Raw genomic sequence first — 17,382 nt, 5'->3', positions numbered from 1 at the left:
GGGACACGAGCAGCAGGTCTTGTGCGCCGTGGTGGGTGACGAGGTGGCGGGCCAGGGCCGCGCCGATGCCGCCCGTGCCTCCGGTGATGAGCACACTGCCCGGCCCGCCGGTGGCGGGGGCGGGCGCGCCGGGGGTGGTGGCGGTGGTGTCCTCCGGGTCCCCCTCCCGGATCCACAGGTCGGGGGTGACGCCGTCGACCCGGCCGTCGGACTCGCCGTCCTGCGAGCCCGCCCCGGAGGCGTCCCGGGCCGCGGCGGCCCGCCCGGCCGGGTCCCGCTCGACGCCGCCCAGCCCGTCGGGGTCGCTGAGCAGCCCGCGGTACAGCTCGCAGCGCTCCTGGAGTTCGGCGTCGGTGCCGACGTCCACCAGCCGCCCTCCGTCGAGCACGGCGATGCGGTCGGCCAGGGAGAGGGTGGAGCGGCGGTGGGCGATCAGCAGGGTGGTGCGGCCGGCCATCACCCCGCGTAGCGCCTCGTGGATCTCGTGCTCCACGCGGGCGTCCACGGCGGAGGTCGCGTCGTCCAGCACCAGCAGCCTGGGGTCGGACAGGATGGCGCGGGCCAGGGCGATGCGCTGGCGCTGGCCGCCGGAGAGAGTCAGTCCCTGCTCGCCGACGGCGGTGTCGTAGCCGTCGGGCAGGTCGGAGACGAAGCCGTCGGCCTGGGCGGCGCGCGCGGCGGCCCGCACCTGCTCGTCGGTGGCGTCGGGGTGGCCGTAGGCGATGTTGGCGCGGACGGTGTCGGAGAACAGGAAGCTGTGCTCGGGCACCAGGCCGATGGCCGCGCGCAGCGAGGCGGAGGTCAGCTCGCGCACGTCGTGGCCGCCGACCCGCACCGCACCAAAGGTCACGTCGTAGAAGCGCGGCAGCAGCAGCGAGACGGTGGACTTGCCGCTGCCGGAGGTGCCGACGACGGCGACGGTCTCGCCGGGCGAGATGCTCAGCGAGAAGTCCTCCAGCACCGGCCGCGCGGCGGCTCCGGTGTCGTAGGAGAAGCCGACGCGGTCGAACTCGACGGTGGCGGGGGCGTCCGGCGGCAGCTCACGGGCGTTCTCGCTCTCGCGAACGGCCGGTTCGGTGTCGATCAGCTCCAGGACGCGCTCGACGCCCGCCCGCGCCTGCTGGCCGACCGTCAGCATCATGGTCAGCATCCGCACCGGCCCGACGAGCTGGGCGAGGTAGGTGGAGAAGGCGACGAAGGTGCCCAGGGTGATCTGGCCGCGGGTGGCCATCCAGCCGCCGAAAGCGAGCATCGCGACCTGGCCGAGGGCGGGGACGGCCTGCAGCGCGGGGGTATAGCGCGCGTTCAGCTTCACCGTGCGCAGCCGGGCGGCGAACAGCTCGCGGCCGGCCGAGCGCAGCTTGCCGGTCTCCTGCTCCTCCTGGCCGAAGCCCTTGACCACGCGGACACCGCCGACGGCCCCGTCCACCACGCCCGCCACGGCGCCGGCCTGGGCCTGGGCGTACCAGCTGGCGGGGAAGAGCCGGTCGCGGCTGCGCCGGGCGATGAACGTCAGGGCGGGCGCGACGGCCAGCGCCACCAGCGTCAGCAGCGGCGAGAGCGAGACCATCACGATCAGCGAGATGACGAAGAGCAGGATGTTGCCGATCATCATCGGCGTCATGAACAGCAGGCCCTGGATGAGCTGGAGGTCGCTGGTGCCGCGCCCGACGACCTGACCGGTGGACAGCTCGTCCTGCCGCCGCCCGTCGAGGCGGGCGATGGAGTCGTACATCTCGGTGCGCAGGTCGTGCTGGACGTCGAGCGCGAGCCTGCCTCCGTAGTAGCGGCGCACGTACGTCAGCCCGTACACCGCGACCGCGGCGACGACCAGCAGCCCGATCCACAGGCCGAGCCCGCCTCCGCCGCCGGTGTCTCCGTCGACGATGAAGTCGTCGATGACCACCTTGGTGACCAGGGGGACGAGCGCCATCACGGCCATGCCGGCGAGCGAGGCGCCCAGCGACAGCAGCACGTTGCGGCGGTAGCGCCAGCAGTACGCGGTCAGCCGCCGTGCCCAGCCCGGCCGCCGCGCGTCCCCGGCCTCCCCCGTGTCCCCGGCTTTCCCGGTCTCCCCCGCCTGCGTACCCGCCACTTCCGGTTACCTCCCGCTGGCCGTGCGTCGCCGTGTGCGACCGCGTGTCGCCCTGTGTGTCCACTTCACCGGTGGATCAACGCGCGGGCGACCGTATTTCATCCCGCTGGAGGGAGGGCGGACTGACCGAAGCAGATGTAGCACCTTGTGACTCTCAGTGCTACACTGCCTCCATGAAGGTCATCAATCAGCGCGAGTTCCGCAACAACTCCGCCGCCGTGATGAACGCTGTCGAAGCGGGTGAGACTTACCACATCACCAGAAACGGCATAGAGATCGCCGAGCTGCGCCCTCTCGCGCGCAGGCGCAAGATGACCGCGGAGGAGTTGGTGGCCAAACATCGGAAACTGCCTCGCATCGATTACGCCGCCATGCGGAGGGAGGCCGACGAGTTCTTCGGCGGGGAGGACCGTGTCGGCGACGAGGACCCCTGGGAGCGTCATCGTGGCTGACCGCCACCAGGCAGGAGTTCTCGACACCTGCGCGTACATCGATCTCGACCTGCTGCCGGCCGAGCGACTCCCCCTTGTCCCCGAACTCACCGCCATCACCCTTGCCGAACTGCACCAGGGAGTCGCCATGGCAGGGGACCCGGTCGCCCGGGCGGCGCGAAGCGAAGTACTGGCCGCGGCCACCGCCGATTTCGAACCCCTCCCCTTCGACAAGGAAGCCACAGCGCGCTACGGCACGTTTGTGACACTGACGATCGCCATCGGACGTGACCCGCGGCCGCGCCGCATGGACCTGATGATCGCTTCGATCGCCTCAATCCACGGTCTGCCGCTGTTCACTCGCAACCCCGATGACTTCAAGGGGCTCGATCGCCTGCTCACCGTCGTCGCCGTCTGATCCACCTCGGAGGCGAGCAAAGGGGGCGCGGCCCGAGGAGCCAGGCATACTCTCCGGACCGCGCCCTCGGTGGGCCGCGGCGTGGACGGGCGGTGCGCGCCGGCACCCCCCACAGGACCAGCCCCCCGCCCGTCCGCTCGATCGGCCCGCCCCGCGGTGAGGAGGTGACCGCGAGGCCCGCCGGACCGCTCGCGCCGCCCGTCCGGGGCGTGCACGGCGACCGGCCGCTTCAGCGGGGTCCCAGATGGTGAGGACCCCGGTTTCCGCCGGAAGGTTTCGTCAGATGGCGAACACCTCCGCGCCGGATCCTTCCGTGCCGTCCGGCCACGAGCAGAGGACCCCCGGCACGGAACGGCTTCCGGAGTTCCCCGGACTTCCGGAGCTTTCGGAGTCCTCAGGGGCGCAGACCGGTGTGTCCGCGCCGTCCGCTTCCCCCGTGCGCTCCGGCGCGGCGGCGAGCACCAGCGCCGAGGGCGCGCGGGGTGCCGGCGCCGCGAGCGCCGCACCGCACAGCGGGGCGAGCGTGCCCGCGGCCAGCAGGCCGCTCACCAGGGCGCACTTCACCGGGTTCCGCATGACGCGTCCTTCCGTCGGGTCGTAACGGACAGCGAATGCGAGTCTGTCGGGAAGCGACGCCGGACGCACCTTCGACGATCATTTCGAGTAACGTTGTGTGTTAAGTGAGTAGCCTGCTGTAACCCCCGGGGGTACAGGGCCGACACACTGATCACCAGCGACGTTACGATCGATCACCTTCACCGGATTCGAAACGCTGTGCATACGTCCGGATACGCACCGCGCCAAAGGTGACCGAAAGCAGGGGGTTCGGGTCGGCGGAGCCCGCGGCGCGACGCGAAGTGCCGTGAAGTGCCGCGATCGCATCCCCGAAAGCAATTGCACCCGCAACAGCCGCCGCGACCACCCCGTCCGCCCGGGCGGGCGCCTCAGCGCCTCGCGGGCACCACCGGGAAGCGGACCCCCGTCATCTCCTCCGACATCGCCCACAGCCGCCGCGCCGCCACCGGATCGCTCGCCGCCGCGCTACGCCCCACCAGCGTCGGCCCGCCCCGCCCCTCCATCACCCCGTCCGGGCCGACGTAGCTCGCGCCGGGCAGGTCGGCCGTCGCCGCGTACAGGGTCGGCAGGGCGCCCGCCCGGTCGTCCTGGGCGAGGAACCTGTTGCCGAACCGCATGACGGCGCGGGTGAGGGGGTTCGCCGCGTGGCTCTGGAGGTTGGTGGCCGCGTACCCGGGGTGGGCGGCCAGGGCGCGGACCGGGGAACCCGACTCCGTCAGGCGGCGCTGGAGTTCCAGGGTGAACAGGAGGTTCGCCAGCTTGGACTGGGCGTAGGCGCCCTGCGGGGAGTAACCCGCCTCCATGTTCGGATCGTCGAACCGGATTCTCGCGCCACCCCAGCGGTGCGCGGCGGAGGCCAGCGTGACGACGCGGTCGGTGACGTGGGGCAGGAGCAGGTTCGTCAGCGCGAAGTGGCCGAGGTGGTTCGTGCCGAACTGCATCTCGAAGCCGTCCCGCGTGCGCCGCCGCGGGGTCATCATCACACCGGCGTTGTTGATCAGCAGGTCCAGGGGGCGGTCCTGCCAGTCCTCCGCGAAACCGCGCACGGAGGACAGGTCCGCCAGGTCCAGACGGAGCACCTCCGTACCGCCGTCCACCGTCGCCGCCGCCGCGCGGCCCCGCTCCACGTCCCGCACGGCGAACACCACATGCGCGCCCGCGCGGGCCAGCGCGTCCGCCGCGGTGCGTCCGATGCCGCTGTTGGCGCCCGTGACGACGGCCGTGCGGCCGGCGAGATCAGGGAGGAGGTCGGTGTTCCATCGCTTGCTCTGGTCGGTTGCCATGACCCCAAAGTAGACGATGACAACAATGATGGCAAAGACAACAAAGATGTCGCCGTCAACATCGGGATACGATGGACCGTATGTCCCGGAGCCGCCCCTACCACCACGGCGACCTGCGCGCCGCCCTGCTGGAGAGCGCCGAGCGCACCCTGCGGGAGAAGGGGGTCGCCTCCCTGTCCCTGCGCGAACTCGCCCGCGAGACCGGCGTCAGCCACGCGGCGCCCGGCCGCCACTTCAAGGACAAGCAGGCCCTGCTCGACGCCCTGGCCCTGGGCGGCTACGAACGGCTGGCCCGAGTCCTGGAGGGTGCCGACGAGCCCGCACTCCCGCTCCAGCCCCGCCTGACCGCCCTCGCCCGCGCCTACCTCGCCTTCGCCGCCGAGAACGCCGAACTCCTGGCCCTCATGTACGCCCGCAAGCACGAACCCGGGGCCGCCGAGCGGATGGCCGCCGGGGTCGACCGGGCGGTGGGCGTCTTCGAGCGGGTGATCGCGGACGCCCAGCGGCGCGGCGAGATCGTCGAGGCCGCCCCGAAACGCCTCACCCTCTTCACCGGCGCCGCCCTCCACGGCATCGCCGGCTTCGCGGCGGGCGGCATCCTCGACCCGGCCGAGGCCCTCGGCATGACCGACGACCTGATCCACCACCTGCTGCACGGCCTCAGGCCCCGCTGATCCCCGCCCGCCGGGCGTACGTCCGGCGCAGGCCTCGGCCGCCGTGGCACCCTCGCGTCAGGGGGTGCCGACGGGCGGCACCCCCTGACGCGAGGGGATCAGCGCGCGAAGCGGTCGAACTCCCCGGCCTTGATCCCCGCGACGAACGCGGCCAGGCCCGCCCGGCTCGTGGCGAGGACGGGCCCCGGCTCGTCGCTCTCCCGTATGAGCACGTCGTCGCCCCGCCGCGCGACCTCCACGCAGTTGGGTCCCTCGTTTCCCGAGAACGAGGACTTCTGCCATTCGAACTCTTCGGCCATACCGGACTCCCTCACAGTTCTCGCGCGATGCGATGGATGACGTCCTTCGACTCCTCTTCCCCGAGCGAGACGTTCTCCGCCACGTCGAGCAGCTTCCGGTGCCGCTGAAGCTCTGCCTCCGCGTCCCAGTAGCTTCCGCCCAGATGGGTGTCCATCTGAACGGTGTCCAGTTGGGGAACGAGCCCTCCCGCATAGAGGATCGGCTGCGTCACCTCGATGAACCGCTCGGTGCTGAAGGGCATGACCCGGATCGTGACCGCAGGGCGCTCGGACGCCTCCAGAAGACGCCGAAGCTGCCCTTGGGTCACCTCGCGGCCGCCGAAGCGCATTCGCAGAGCCGCTTCGTGGATGACCACGTCGAGCGGTGGGGGACTGTCTCTGTCCAGGATCGCCTGGCGCCTCATCCGGTACTCGACCCTCGCATCGATCTCCTCGACCGGCAGGCTCGTCACCACACTGCTGAACAGGGTCCGCGCGTACTCCTCCGTCTGGAGAAGCCCGGGCATCGAGAGCGTCTGGATGGACCGCAGGTAGGCGGCGTGGTGCTCCAACTCGGCGATATCCAGGAAGGCAGGATGCAGGACGCCGCGGTATTCCTCCCACCAGAACGCTCCGCGCCGCTCCCGCGCGATGGCGCAGAGGGCATCGACATACTCGGCGTCCATGCAGGCGTAGAAGGTGGCGAGACGGCGGATGCGCTCTTCGCTGATCCCCATACGCCCCGACTCGATGTTGCTCACCCTCGCGTGGTCGACACCGAGCAGACCGGCGGTCTCCCGGGCGGTTTTGCCCGCCCGCTCCCGGAGTTTCCTCAGCTCCGCGCCCAACCGCATCTCTCTGACGGTGGGGGCATCTCTTGGGGGCATGACTCCAACAGTCCCTTTCCGTAGCCGCCTTCGCGCCTGCCGCGTACCTATATCACGACGCCACTCACACGAGGGAAAATCTTCCGCAACCTTGTACCGGTACACATGTGTACCCTACTGTCCGTACCCGTACCGCTACGCATGCCGGTAAATCCGCAGTGCGGTCGTCCCTCCGTGCCCGCTCCTGGGCGTGCTCGGGAGGGCGACAGAGCCACGGTGGCGAGCCGCGAGCGGCGACCGTATCCGTTCACAGGGGGCACCATGACCGACCCGACACCCGCCACCGTGCTCGTCAACGCGCTTCAGCGCGCCCGCACTCACGAACTGCGGGCCCCGAACATCCCGGAGACCGTGAAGGTCGCACGGGACATGGTGGCCGGACTGCTCGACGCCACCGGCCACTCGGCGCTGGCGGAGACGGCCCGGCTGCTGGTCTCCGAGGTCGTCTCGAACGTCCACCTCCACACGAAGGTGCCGCTGCTCACCCTGGAGGCGACGGTCGGCAGGGACCGGATCAGGGTGTCCGTCCAGGACGACGACACCACGGGCGCCCCCGCGTCCCCCGGAGCCGGCGTACCGACCGAGGCCGAGCACGGCCGCGGCCTGCTCCTGGTCCGGGAACTCGCCGCCGCCTGGGGGACGGTGTGGCACGGTGGGCTGCAACCGTCCGGCAAGAGCGTGTGGTTCGAACTGCGCGGCACACGCACCGGCCGGGCGACGTGATGGGCGCCGTGTTCCTCGGCCTGCTGGCCTTCACCGCCGGTGTCGCCGTCACCGGCGTCGTCCTCTCCCGCGCGCTGACGCCGCCACCGCCCGCCGAACTCTGCGACGCCTGCCTCGGCAGCTCCCGCGGCCACCGTGCGGACGGCCGGTGACCACGGGGCGGTCGGGCGGGATCGCCGCTATGCCCGGCCCTCCCGGCCGGCCGCGATCTGCCGGGACATGATCGTCGTCAGCTCGTAGGCGGTGTGGGACGCGGCCACCGAGGTGATCTCGGCGTGGTCGTAGGCGGGGGCGACCTCGACCACGTCGGCCGAGACCAGGTTGCAGGAGGCCAGTCCGCGCAGGATCTCCAGCAGTTCGCGGGAGGTCATGCCGCCCGCCTCCGGGGTGCCGGTGCCGGGGGCGTGGGCCGGGTCGAGGCAGTCGATGTCGATGGAGACGTACAGCGGGCGGTCGCCGATGCGCTGCCGGAGCTGGTCGGCGACCTCGTCCACGCCGCGCCGCATCACGTCGGCGGAGGTGACGATGCCGAAGCCCATCCTGGCGTCGTCGGTGAGGTCCTTCTTGCCGTACAGCGGGCCGCGGGTGCCGACGTGGGAGAGCGCGGAGGTGTCGAGGATGCCCTCCTCCACCGCGCGCCGGAAGGGCGTGCCGTGGGTGTACTCGGCGCCGAAGTAGGTGTCCCAGGTGTCCAGGTGGGCGTCGAAGTGGAGCAGGGCGACGGGGCCGTGCCTGCGGGCCACCGCGCGCAGCAGGGGCAGGGCGATGGTGTGGTCGCCGCCGAGCGTCATCAGCCGGGCGCCGGTGTCCAGCAGTTCACCGGCCGCCCGCTCCACCGTCTCGACCGCCTCGTGGATGTCGAAGGGGTTGGCGGCGATGTCGCCCGCGTCGGCGACCTGGGCGAGCGCGAAGGGCGAGGCGTCCTGGGCCGGGTTGTAGGGGCGCAGCAGGCGGGAGGCCTCACGGACGGCGTTGGAGCCGAAGCGGGCGCCGGGCCGGTAGGAGACGCCCGAGTCGAAGGGCACCCCGACGACGGCGACGTCGGCGCGGCCCACCTCGTCCAGACGGGGCAGGCGGGCGAAGGTCGCCGGGCCCGCGAAGCGCGGGACTCGGGAGGAGTCGACGGGTCCGCGGGGCTGCTGCTGGTCGCTGCTCATGCGGCCGAGGGTAGGCAGGGGCCCGCCCCGGCGGACATGTACGGATCCAACAACCGGCCATCCTATTTTGGACGACCTGTACATCAGGCGGTGGGCGCGTCTGGGCGGTGTGCGAGCGCGGCGGGCGTACGGCGGGACGCCACGGGCCCGAGCCGATCGCCCGGCGGGCCGCCTCGGGTGACAATGCCCCCATGCCGATAACTGCCGCTCCCTCCCGTCCCGAGCTGATCGACCACCTCGTCCGCACCCGTATCGCCGGGGACGTCGCCACTGCGCGCGAGAACAACCTGGACCACTACCGCCGGCTGGCCAACGGCGACCGGCACTACTGGCTGGGCCTGGAACTGGGCGACCGCTGGGGTGACGAGCAGGACGTGCTGGCGGTGATGGCCGAGCGCTGCGGGGTCGTCGACGACCCCGGGCACCGCCAGGGCCAGGACACCATCGACCCGGAGCTGACGGTGGCCGCCCTGGACCGGGCAGCGGTCGAGCTGCGCAAGGCGGCGGAGGCCGGCCACCGGGTGCTGTTCGCCACCGGCCACCCGGGCGCGCTGATCGATCTGCACAGCAAGGTGGCGAACGCGCTGCGACTGGCCGGGTGCGAGATCGTACGGGTGCCGCTGGGGCTGGTCGCGGACCAGGGCGTGGTGGTGCAGCTCGCCGACATCGCGATGCACGAGCGCGGGGCGACGCTGTGGCACACCCACTCCCCCGAGCCGATGACCGCGATCCTCGACGCTCTTGAGCGCGAGGGCGAGCCGCTGCCGGACCTGGTCTTCGCCGACCACGGCTGGGCGGGCCGCGCGGCGCAGCGCGGCATCACCACGGTCGGCTTCGCCGACTGCAACGACCCGGCGCTCTTCCTCGGCGAGGCGGAGGGCACCCTCGCGGTCACCGTCCCCCTGGACGACCACGTGATCAATCCGCGCCACTACGAGCCGATGACCGCCTACCTGCTGGAGGCTGCGGGCCTGACGCCCGCGTAGCACGGACCTCAGCCGCGCGGCACCCGCACCACGCCCTCCTGCATCACCGTGATCGCCAGCCGCCCGTCGGCGGTGAAGATCCGGCCGTGGCCCAGCCCGCGGCCAGCCTGGGAGGTGGGGCTGGACTGGTCGTACAGCAGCCACTCGTCCACCCGGAAGGGGCGGTGGAACCACATCGCGTGGTCCAGGCTCGCGCCCACCACGTCCCCGACCGCCCAGCCGCCGCGGCCGTGGGCGAGCAGGACGGGCTCCAGCAGGCTCATGTCGGAGACGTAGGCGGCCAGGCAGAGGTGGAGCATCGGCCGGTCGAGGTCGCCGTCGAGCTTGCCGGCCGTGCGGAACCACACCTGGGAGCGCGGCTCGCGCGGCTGCCCGGCCGTCGCGTACGGCGGCTGGGTGACGTGGCGCAGATCGACGGCCGCCCGCGCCTCGGCGAGGCGGTCGGCGACGCCGGGGTCGCCGAACAGGTGGGCGTGGCGCGGCAGCAGGTCGGCGGAGTTCGGCAGTGTCTCCGGGTCCGGGGCGGCCGGCATCGGCTCCTGGTGCTCCAGCCCGTCCTCGTGCGTCTGGAAGGACGCCGACAGGTGGAAGATCGGCTGCCCGTGCTGGACGGCGACGACCCGGCGGGTGGTGAAGGAGCGCCCGTCGCGGATGCGGTCGGCCGTGTAGACGATCGGCGCGGCCGGGTCGCCGGGGCGCAGGAAGTAGGCGTGCAGCGAGTGCGCGAGCCGGTCGTCGGGGACGGTGCGGAAGGCCGCGACGAGCGCCTGCGCGGCCACCTGCCCGCCGAAGACCCGGGGGATGACCGCCTGGCGGCTCTGACCGCGGAAGATGTCGCGGTCGATCCGTTCCAGGTCCAGCAGGCCGACCAGGTCCAGCAGGGCGGACGGGGGTGCCTGTCCGGCGCCCCCGTCCGTGCCGTTGTCGCTCATGGAAGGGATGTTTCCTCCACTCGGTTCCGTGCCCGGCAGCCCGGGCCGGGGCCGCTCACAGGCCCATCGACTTGGCGATGATGGACCGCATGACCTCGCTGGTGCCCCCGTAGATGCGGGTGACGCGGGTGTCGGCGTACAGGCGCGAGATCGGGTACTCCCGCATGTAGCCGTAGCCGCCGTGCAGCTGGAGGCACCTGTCGATGACCTTGGCGGCGGTCTCGGTGGTGAACAGCTTGACGGAGGCGGCGTCGGCGGGGGGCAGCTCCCCGGCGTCCAGGGCGTCCAGCGCGCGGTCCACGACCGCCTGCATGGCGTCCACGTCCGCCCGGCAGTCGGCGAGCACGAACTTGGTGTTCTGGAAGGAGGCCACGGGCTTGCCGAAGACGGTGCGGTCCCTGACGTACTCCTGGGCGAAGCGGACGGCGGCGGCGGACTGCGCGTAGGCGCCGACGGCGATGCCCAGGCGCTCCTGCGGGAGGTTGTGGGTGAGGTAGGAGAACGCCTCGCCCTCCTCGCCGAGCAGGTCCTCCACGGGGACCTTGACATCGGTGAAGGACAGCTCGGCGGTGTCGGAGGACTTGAGGCCCAGCTTGTCGAGGTTGCGGCCGACGGCGTAGCCCTCGCTCCTGGTGTCCACCACCAGGATGGAGATGCCGCCGCGGCGGTCCTCGGGGGCCGGCGGGGCGGTGCGGCAGCAGACCAGGACGCGGTCGGCCTGGACGCCGCCGGTGATGAAGGTCTTGGCCCCGTTGAGTATGTAGTGCGTGCCGTCCTCCGACAGCTTCGCGGTGGTCTTCATACCGGCCAGGTCCGAGCCGGCGCCGGGCTCGGTCATGGCGATGGCGGTCATCATCTCGCCGGTGACGAAGGGCGGCAGCCAGCGCCGCTTCTGCTCCTCGCTGGCGTACTTCAGCAGATAGGGCAGGCACAGCGCGGTGTGGACGCCGGAGCCGCCGAAGCTGACGCCGGCGCGGGCGGTCTCCTCGGAGATGACGGCGCTGTACTTGAAGCTGGTCTCGCCGGCGCCGCCGTACTCCTCGGGCACCTCGATGCCGAAGACGCCCAGCTCGCCGAGCTTGAGGTAGAGCTCGCGGGGGACGTAGCCCTGCTTCTCCCACTGCTCGTAGTGGGGCACGACCTCGGCGGCGATGAAGTCGCGGATGGTCTCGCGGAACGCCTCGTGGTCCTCGTTGAACACCGTGCGACGCACGTCATCGCCTCCTGGAGCCGGAAAATTGACCGGAAAACCGACCGGAAAAACCAAGCGCTTGCTCAGACGCAAGTTACCGAAGGGGCGAATCGGCTGTCCAGGGGTGTTCCCGCGGTTGTCCGCCGCTGTGGGCGGTGTCATACGCACGGGGGCGGAAGCGGGGGCTTCAGCCCCCGGCGTCCGGCCCGTCGTCCGCCGTACCGCCGCCCACGCGGTACACGCCGCCCGCCGGGCCGCCGGGGCCGCCCTCCGCCGCGGCGGCGAAGGCGCCGCGGGCCAGTCGGTGCAGGAGGGCGGCGGCCGCGTCACGGTCCGGCAGGGAGGAGGGGAGGCTGAGGTGCGGCGTGGAGTTCAGCAGGCCGAAGACGGCGTGGACGGAGGCGCGGGCCTCCTTCTCGGGCAGCTTGGGGTGCACCTGGCGCACGACGCCCACCCACAGCTCCACGTACTGCCGCTGGAGCTGGCGCACCAGCTTGCGGTCGCTGTCGCGCAGCCGGTCCAGCTCGCGGTCGTGGAGGGTGATCAGGGCGCGGTCGTCGAGGGCGAAGTCGATGTGGCGGCCGATGAGCGCGTCCAGCGTCGCCCCCGGCGCGAGACCGGCCCCGGCGGACTCCGCCAGGCACCCGCGCCCGCCGGAGTACAGCCGCTCGCTGATGCCCACCAGCAGCTCCGCGAGCATCGCGTCCTTGCCCGCGAAGTGACGGTAGAGGCCGGGGCCGCTGATGCCGACCGCCGCGCCTATCTCGTCCACACCGACGCCGTGGAAGCCGCGCTCGGCGAACAGGCGGGCGGCCTGGCCGAGGATCTGCTCTCGGCGGGTGGGGGCGTCGGTCCTGGTCCTCATAGGGGAATTGTAGACAGCCGGGTTAGCGGGCGTTAACCTGATGGCGAGGTTAACGCTCACTAACCGAGCAAGGAGGCTCGAAGGGCATGCAGCAGGCACCTCCGCTGGTCAGCGCCGTGGACCCGGCGTCAGAGGCGGCGAGGGCGAACGAGGCCGCGCACCGCGAGCTGGCCGCGCGGCTGCGCGAGAAGCTCGCCGCGGCACGGCTGGGCGGCGGCGAGCGGGCACGGGCGCGGCACACCGCCCGCGGCAAACTGCTGCCGCGGGACCGAGTGGACACCCTGCTGGACCCGGGGTCCCCCTTCCTGGAGCTGGCCCCGCTCGCGGCGGACGGGATGTACGACGGCCAGGCCCCGGCCGCCGGCGTGATCGCCGGCATCGGGCGGGTGGCGGGCCGCGAGGTGGTGGTCGTCGCCAACGACGCCACGGTCAAGGGCGGCACGTACTACCCGATGACGGTCAAGAAGCACCTGCGCGCGCAGGAGGTGGCCCTGGAGAACCGGCTGCCGTGCGTGTACCTGGTGGATTCGGGCGGCGCCTTCCTGCCCATGCAGGACGAGGTCTTCCCCGACCGCGAGCACTTCGGGCGGATCTTCTACAACCAGGCCCGGATGTCCGGCGCGGGCGTTCCGCAGATCGCCGCCGTCCTCGGCTCCTGCACGGCGGGCGGCGCCTACGTTCCGGCGATGAGCGACGAGGCCGTGATCGTACGCGGCCAGGGCACGATCTTCCTGGGCGGGCCACCGCTGGTGAAGGCCGCCACCGGCGAGGTCGTCACGGCCGAGGAGCTGGGCGGCGGCGAGGTTCACTCGCGCACCTCCGGAGTGACAGACCACCTCGCCGAGGACGACGCCCACGCCCTGCGCATCGTGCGGCAGATCGTGGCCACCCTCCCCCGCCGCGGCCCGCTGCCGTGGCCGGTGGAGCCGGCGGAGGAGCCGAAGGCCGACCCGGCCGGGCTCTACGGCGCGGTCCCGGTGGACTCGCGCACCCCCTACGACGTGCGTGAGGTCATCGCCCGCACCGTCGACGGCTCCCGGTTCGCGGAGTTCAAGGCCGAGTACGGCACGACACTGGTGACGGGCTTCGCCCGCGTCCACGGCCACCCGGTGGGGATCGTCGCCAACAACGGCATCCTGTTCGCCGAGTCCGCGCAGAAGGGCGCGCACTTCGTCGAGCTGTGCGACCAGCGCGGCATACCGCTGGTGTTCCTGCAGAACATCACCGGCTTCATGGTGGGCCGCAGTTACGAGGCGGGCGGCATCGCCAAGCACGGCGCCAAGATGGTGACGGCCGTGGCCTGCACCCGGGTGCCCAAGCTGACGGTCGTCGTCGGCGGCTCCTACGGCGCGGGCAACTACTCCATGTGCGGCCGGGCGTACTCGCCACGCTTCATGTGGATGTGGCCCAACGCCAAGATCTCGGTGATGGGAGGCGAGCAGGCCGCCTCGGTGCTGGCCACCGTCAAGCGCGACCAGTTGGAGGCGCGCGGCGAGGAGTGGAGCGCCCAGCAGGAGGAAGCCTTCAAGGCTCCCGTCCGCGAGCAGTACGAGACCCAGGGCAACGCCTACTACGCCACCGCGCGGCTGTGGGACGACGGCGTGATCGACCCGCTGGAGACGCGCACGGTGCTCGGCCTCGCGCTCACCGCGTGCGCGAACGCGCCGCTGCCCGAGAAGGACCCCGCGGCGCCCGGCTACGGCGTCTTCCGGATGTGAGGGGGATGCGTTCCATGTTCGACACGGTGCTGGTCGCCAACCGAGGCGAGATCGCCGTCCGCGTCATCCGCACGCTGCGGCGGCTGGGCGTGCGCTCGGTCGCCGTCTTCAGCGACGCGGACGCCGACGCCCGGCACGTACGGGAGGCGGACACCGCGGTGCGGATCGGCCCGGCGGTTGCCTCCGAGAGCTACCTGTCGGCCGAGAGGCTGCTGGAGGCCGCCCGGCGCACGGGCGCACAGGCGGTGCACCCCGGCTACGGCTTCCTCGCCGAGAACGCCGCCTTCGCCCGCGCGGTGGAGGCGGCGGGGATGGTCTTCGTCGGCCCGCCCGCCGACGCCATCGAGCTGATGGGCGACAAGATCCGCGCCAAGGAGACGGTGCGGGCCGCCGGGGTGCCGGTGGTGCCCGGCAGCAGCGGCAGCGGGCTGACCGACGCCGAACTGACCGCCGCGGCAGTGGAGATCGGCACGCCGGTCCTGCTCAAGCCCTCGGCCGGCGGCGGCGGCAAGGGCATGCGGCTGGTGCGCGACGAGGCGCTGCTGGCCGAGGAGATCGCCGCCGCGCGGCGCGAGGCCCGCGGCGCCTTCGGCGACGACACCCTGCTGGTGGAGCGGTGGATCGACCGGCCCCGGCACATCGAGATCCAGGTCCTGGCCGACGGCCACGGCACCGTGGTGCACCTGGGCGAGCGCGAGTGCAGCCTCCAGCGCCGCCACCAGAAGATCATCGAGGAGGCGCCCAGCCCGCTGCTGGACGAGACCACCCGCGCCGCGATGGGCGAGGCGGCCGTACGCGCCGCCCGCTCCTGCGGCTACCGGGGTGCCGGCACGGTGGAGTTCATCGTCCCCGGCGGCGATCCGGCCGCCTACTGCTTCATGGAGATGAACACCCGCCTCCAGGTCGAGCACCCGGTGACGGAGCTGATCACGGGCCTGGATCTGGTGGAGTGGCAGCTTCGGGTGGCGGCCGGCGAACCGCTGGCCTTCGGCCAGGAGGACATCCGACTGACCGGGCACGCGGTGGAGGCCCGGATCTGCGCGGAAACGGCACGCGCCACCGGCGGGAAGGTGGATTTCCTGCCGTCGGCCGGCACCGTCCGTCTGCTCTCGGAGCCCTCGGGCGAGGGCGTCCGCACGGACTCCGGGCTCGCGCGGGGCACCGAGGTGGGCACCGTCTACGATCCGATGCTCGCCAAGGTGATCGCACACGGCCCGGACCGGTCCTCCGCGCTGCGGCGGCTGCGCTCGGCGCTGGCGGAGACGACCGTGCTGGGCGTGGACACCAACACCGCCTTCCTGCGCGCCCTGCTGGCCCATCCGGCGGTGGTCTCCGGGGAGCTGGACACCGGTCTGGTGGACCGCGACGCCGCCTCGCTGCTGCCCTCGGCCGTGCCGGACGAGGTGTACGCGGCGGCGGCGCTGCTGCGGCACGCCGCGCTGGAGCCCTCCGCGGCCTCTCCCGCCCCCGCGGGCGGCTCGGCCGGCTGGACGGACCCGTTCTCCGCGCCGACCGGCTGGCGGCTGGGCGGTGAGCCCGCCTGGACGGTCCACCACCTGCGGATACCGGGTCACGAGCCGGTGGCCGTGCGGGTGCGCGGACGGGCCGGCGGCGCCGAGGTCCGCATCGGGGACGCCGGGCCGGTGAGCGCGGCGCTGCGGCCCGAGGATGACGGCGATCTCGGGGGCGGCTCCGGCGGGGATTCCGGCCGCGCGCTGCTGACCTGGGACGGGACGACCCACTCCTTCGCCCACGTCCGCTCCGGCGGCAGCCGCTGGCTCGGCCGTGACGGGCAGAGCTGGCACCTGGCCGACCACGACCCGGTCGAGGCGGCCCTGCGGGGCGGCGCGGGAGCACACGGCGCCGACGCGCTGACCGCGCCGATGCCCGGCACGGTCACCGTCGTCAAGGCGGCCGTCGGCGAGGAGGTCACCGCCGGCCAGAGTCTGCTGGTGGTGGAGGCGATGAAGATGGAGCACGTCATCGCCGCCCCCTACCACGGGATCGTCACCGAGCTGGACGTCACCGCGGGCAGCACGGTCGCCATGGATCAGGTGCTCGCCGTCGTCGAGCCGAAGGACTCCGCGTCCCCGGGGAAGCCGGGGAAGCCGGGGAAGCCGGAAGAAGGTGCCGCGCGATGATCGAGGGTCTGCCCATGGCCGTTCCGGCCGAGGGGCTTCCGGCCCGCGTGCGCATCCACGAGGTGGGCGCGCGCGACGGGCTGCAGAACGAGCAGTCGACCGTGCCCGTCGAGGTGAAGGCTCAGTTCATCCGCCGGCTGGCCGGCGCCGGGCTGCGCACCGTCGAGGCGACCAGCTTCGTCCACCCCAGGTGGGTACCCCAACTGGCCGACGCCGAGCAGCTTTTCCCGGCCGTGGCCGACCTCGCCGACCGGGCGGGCGCCGACGCGGTGCGGCTGCCGGTGCTCGTGCCCAACGAGCGCGGTCTGGAGCGGGCGCTGGCCCTCGGCGTCCGCGAGATCGCCGTCTTCGGCAGCGCCACCGAGTCCTTCGCCAGGGCCAACCTCAACCGCACCGTCGACGAGGCCCTGGCGATGTTCGAGCCGGTGGTCGCCCGTGCGAAGGAGGCGGGCGCCGGGGTGCGCGGCTATCTGTCGATGTGCTTCGGCGACCCGTGGGAGGGGCCGGTGCCCATCGCGCGGGTGGCCGGCGTCTGCCGCCGTCTGCTCGACCTCGGCTGCGACGAGCTGAGTCTGGGCGACACCATCGGCGTGGCCACTCCCGGCCATGTCACCGCCCTGCTGGAAGCCCTGAACGACGCGGGTGTGCCCACCGGCCGCCTCGCCGTCCACTTCCACGACACCTACGGCCAGGCCCTGTCCAACACCCTGGCCGCCCTCCGGCAGGGCGTCACGACCGTGGACGCCTCCGCCGGCGGGCTCGGCGGCTGCCCGTACGCCAGGAGCGCCACGGGCAACCTCGCCACCGAGGACCTGGTGTGGATGCTGCACGGCCTCGGCATCGACACCGGGGTCGACCTCGGCCGCCTCACCGCCACCAGCGTGTGGATGGCCGAGCGGCTGGGCCGGCCCAGCCCGTCCCGCACCGTCCGCGCCCTCTCCTCCCAGGGAAGCCGGGACACCCCCGGCTCCCAGGACACCTCCGGCACCCAGGTCTCCCGCGACTCCCACAAGGAGCAGTGACACT

18 protein-coding genes are annotated in these 17,382 nt (G+C 72.5%); 9 read left to right on the top strand and 9 right to left on the bottom strand.

Annotation, left to right across the window (positions count from 1 at the left end):
* Window positions 1-2,008 (bottom strand): ABC transporter ATP-binding protein (locus tag LJ221_RS08705; protein ID WP_241715154.1); only part of this gene is annotated, 2,008 nt, incomplete at its 3' end.
* Window positions 2,009-2,268: 260 nt separating this feature from the next.
* On the opposite strand from LJ221_RS08705, the gene LJ221_RS08700 reads away from it, so the two are divergent.
* Window positions 2,269-2,547, top strand: a complete 279-nt coding sequence (locus tag LJ221_RS08700) for a type II toxin-antitoxin system Phd/YefM family antitoxin (RefSeq protein ID WP_241715148.1) — start codon at window positions 2,269-2,271, stop codon at window positions 2,545-2,547.
* Window positions 2,540-2,944, top strand: coding sequence for a type II toxin-antitoxin system VapC family toxin (locus LJ221_RS08695; RefSeq protein ID WP_241715147.1), 405 nt, complete (start codon window positions 2,540-2,542; stop codon window positions 2,942-2,944). Before LJ221_RS08700 ends, LJ221_RS08695 begins: the two co-directional genes overlap by 8 nt.
* A gap of 279 nt (window positions 2,945-3,223) precedes the next feature.
* Here the strand turns inward: LJ221_RS08695 and LJ221_RS08690 are convergent, their stop codons facing one another.
* Window positions 3,224-3,520 (bottom strand): hypothetical protein, encoded by a 297-nt coding sequence (locus LJ221_RS08690; protein WP_241715146.1) that lies wholly within the window; start codon window positions 3,518-3,520, stop codon window positions 3,224-3,226.
* A gap of 368 nt (window positions 3,521-3,888) precedes the next feature.
* The gene (locus LJ221_RS08685) at window positions 3,889-4,803 is read right to left on the bottom strand and encodes an oxidoreductase (protein ID WP_241715145.1); all 915 of its coding nucleotides are present in this window, start codon (window positions 4,801-4,803) and stop codon (window positions 3,889-3,891) included.
* Window positions 4,804-4,874: 71 nt separating this feature from the next.
* Between LJ221_RS08685 and LJ221_RS08680 the strand changes: the two genes are divergently transcribed.
* Complete coding sequence (locus LJ221_RS08680) at window positions 4,875-5,477, top strand: TetR/AcrR family transcriptional regulator (RefSeq protein ID WP_241715144.1); 603 nt, start codon at window positions 4,875-4,877, stop codon at window positions 5,475-5,477.
* 98 nt (window positions 5,478-5,575) lie between these two features.
* Here LJ221_RS08680 and LJ221_RS08675 read toward each other — a convergent pair whose 3' ends face one another.
* Together LJ221_RS08675 and LJ221_RS08670 are read right to left on the bottom strand one after the other, a co-directional pair.
* Complete coding sequence (locus tag LJ221_RS08675) at window positions 5,576-5,776, bottom strand: DUF397 domain-containing protein (RefSeq protein ID WP_241715143.1); 201 nt, start codon at window positions 5,774-5,776, stop codon at window positions 5,576-5,578.
* Window positions 5,777-5,787: 11 nt separating this feature from the next.
* Entirely contained in the window at window positions 5,788-6,642 is an 855-nt protein-coding gene (locus tag LJ221_RS08670; protein WP_241715142.1) for a helix-turn-helix transcriptional regulator, read from the bottom strand.
* Window positions 6,643-6,903: 261 nt separating this feature from the next.
* Here LJ221_RS08670 and LJ221_RS08665 point away from each other — a divergent pair, with 261 nt between their 5' ends.
* Window positions 6,904-7,365, top strand: coding sequence for an ATP-binding protein (locus LJ221_RS08665; RefSeq protein WP_241715141.1), 462 nt, complete (start codon window positions 6,904-6,906; stop codon window positions 7,363-7,365).
* A complete protein-coding gene (locus tag LJ221_RS08660; RefSeq protein ID WP_241715140.1) occupies window positions 7,365-7,517 on the top strand; it encodes a hypothetical protein in 153 nt (50 codons plus the stop codon). Before LJ221_RS08665 ends, LJ221_RS08660 begins: the two co-directional genes overlap by 1 nt.
* A 27-nt stretch (window positions 7,518-7,544) precedes the next feature.
* Here LJ221_RS08660 and speB read toward each other — a convergent pair whose 3' ends face one another.
* Entirely contained in the window at window positions 7,545-8,522 is a 978-nt protein-coding gene (gene speB, locus LJ221_RS08655; RefSeq protein WP_241715139.1) for an agmatinase, read from the bottom strand.
* Window positions 8,523-8,713: 191 nt separating this feature from the next.
* Here speB and LJ221_RS08650 point away from each other — a divergent pair, with 191 nt between their 5' ends.
* On the top strand, window positions 8,714-9,508 hold the full coding sequence (locus LJ221_RS08650; protein WP_241715137.1) for a phosphatase: 795 nt from the start codon (window positions 8,714-8,716) through the stop codon (window positions 9,506-9,508).
* A gap of 8 nt (window positions 9,509-9,516) precedes the next feature.
* On the opposite strand, the gene LJ221_RS08645 is transcribed toward LJ221_RS08650, so the two are convergent.
* From LJ221_RS08645 to LJ221_RS08635, 3 genes are all read right to left on the bottom strand, one after another.
* A complete protein-coding gene (locus LJ221_RS08645) occupies window positions 9,517-10,440 on the bottom strand; it encodes an acyl-CoA thioesterase II (RefSeq protein WP_241715136.1) in 924 nt (307 codons plus the stop codon).
* Window positions 10,441-10,495: 55 nt separating this feature from the next.
* On the bottom strand, window positions 10,496-11,653 hold the full coding sequence (locus LJ221_RS08640; RefSeq protein ID WP_241715134.1) for an acyl-CoA dehydrogenase family protein: 1,158 nt from the start codon (window positions 11,651-11,653) through the stop codon (window positions 10,496-10,498).
* Between the two features lie 166 nt (window positions 11,654-11,819).
* Window positions 11,820-12,497 carry a TetR/AcrR family transcriptional regulator gene (locus LJ221_RS08635; protein ID WP_241715133.1) on the bottom strand — a complete coding sequence of 226 codons (678 nt, stop codon included), beginning with the start codon at window positions 12,495-12,497 and terminating at the stop codon, window positions 11,820-11,822.
* An 86-nt stretch (window positions 12,498-12,583) separates the two neighbouring features.
* Here LJ221_RS08635 and LJ221_RS08630 point away from each other — a divergent pair, with 86 nt between their 5' ends.
* The 3 genes from LJ221_RS08630 to LJ221_RS08620 are packed head-to-tail and all read left to right on the top strand — an operon-like array spanning window position 12,584 to window position 17,378.
* Window positions 12,584-14,215 (top strand): carboxyl transferase domain-containing protein, encoded by a 1,632-nt coding sequence (locus LJ221_RS08630; protein WP_241715132.1) that lies wholly within the window; start codon window positions 12,584-12,586, stop codon window positions 14,213-14,215.
* A 14-nt stretch (window positions 14,216-14,229) separates the two neighbouring features.
* Complete coding sequence (locus LJ221_RS08625) at window positions 14,230-16,356, top strand: biotin carboxylase N-terminal domain-containing protein (RefSeq protein WP_241715131.1); 2,127 nt, start codon at window positions 14,230-14,232, stop codon at window positions 16,354-16,356.
* The gene (locus tag LJ221_RS08620) at window positions 16,353-17,378 is read left to right on the top strand and encodes a hydroxymethylglutaryl-CoA lyase (RefSeq protein WP_241715130.1); all 1,026 of its coding nucleotides are present in this window, start codon (window positions 16,353-16,355) and stop codon (window positions 17,376-17,378) included. The genes LJ221_RS08625 and LJ221_RS08620 overlap by 4 nt, the downstream gene beginning before the upstream one ends.
* Window positions 17,379-17,382: the final 4 nt, after the last annotated feature.

This window comes from Streptomyces sp. CNQ085, assembly GCF_022614595.1.
GTDB lineage: Bacteria > Actinomycetota > Actinomycetes > Streptomycetales > Streptomycetaceae > Streptomyces.
The sequence above is the reverse complement of the archived record's forward strand: the minus strand, read 5'-3'. Positions and strand labels throughout refer to the sequence as shown.

Bases quoted from the DNA above. Each gene is read 5' to 3' on its own strand.
- LJ221_RS08630 (WP_241715132.1), top strand. From the start codon at position 12,584: ATGCAGCAGGCACCTCCGCTGGTCAGCGCCGTGGACCCGGCGTCAGAG.
- LJ221_RS08690 (WP_241715146.1), bottom strand. From the start codon at position 3,520: ATGCGGAACCCGGTGAAGTGCGCCCTGGTGAGCGGCCTGCTGGCCGCG.
- LJ221_RS08635 (WP_241715133.1), bottom strand. From the start codon at position 12,497: ATGAGGACCAGGACCGACGCCCCCACCCGCCGAGAGCAGATCCTCGGC.
- LJ221_RS08665 (WP_241715141.1), top strand. From the start codon at position 6,904: ATGACCGACCCGACACCCGCCACCGTGCTCGTCAACGCGCTTCAGCGC.
- LJ221_RS08680 (WP_241715144.1), top strand. From the start codon at position 4,875: ATGGACCGTATGTCCCGGAGCCGCCCCTACCACCACGGCGACCTGCGC.
- speB (WP_241715139.1), bottom strand. From the start codon at position 8,522: ATGAGCAGCGACCAGCAGCAGCCCCGCGGACCCGTCGACTCCTCCCGA.
- LJ221_RS08645 (WP_241715136.1), bottom strand. From the start codon at position 10,440: ATGAGCGACAACGGCACGGACGGGGGCGCCGGACAGGCACCCCCGTCC.
- LJ221_RS08700 (WP_241715148.1), top strand. From the start codon at position 2,269: ATGAAGGTCATCAATCAGCGCGAGTTCCGCAACAACTCCGCCGCCGTG.
- LJ221_RS08620 (WP_241715130.1), top strand. From the start codon at position 16,353: ATGATCGAGGGTCTGCCCATGGCCGTTCCGGCCGAGGGGCTTCCGGCC.
- LJ221_RS08675 (WP_241715143.1), bottom strand. From the start codon at position 5,776: ATGGCCGAAGAGTTCGAATGGCAGAAGTCCTCGTTCTCGGGAAACGAG.
- LJ221_RS08660 (WP_241715140.1), top strand. From the start codon at position 7,365: ATGGGCGCCGTGTTCCTCGGCCTGCTGGCCTTCACCGCCGGTGTCGCC.
- LJ221_RS08685 (WP_241715145.1), bottom strand. From the start codon at position 4,803: ATGGCAACCGACCAGAGCAAGCGATGGAACACCGACCTCCTCCCTGAT.
- LJ221_RS08625 (WP_241715131.1), top strand. From the start codon at position 14,230: ATGTTCGACACGGTGCTGGTCGCCAACCGAGGCGAGATCGCCGTCCGC.
- LJ221_RS08670 (WP_241715142.1), bottom strand. From the start codon at position 6,642: ATGCCCCCAAGAGATGCCCCCACCGTCAGAGAGATGCGGTTGGGCGCG.
- LJ221_RS08650 (WP_241715137.1), top strand. From the start codon at position 8,714: ATGCCGATAACTGCCGCTCCCTCCCGTCCCGAGCTGATCGACCACCTC.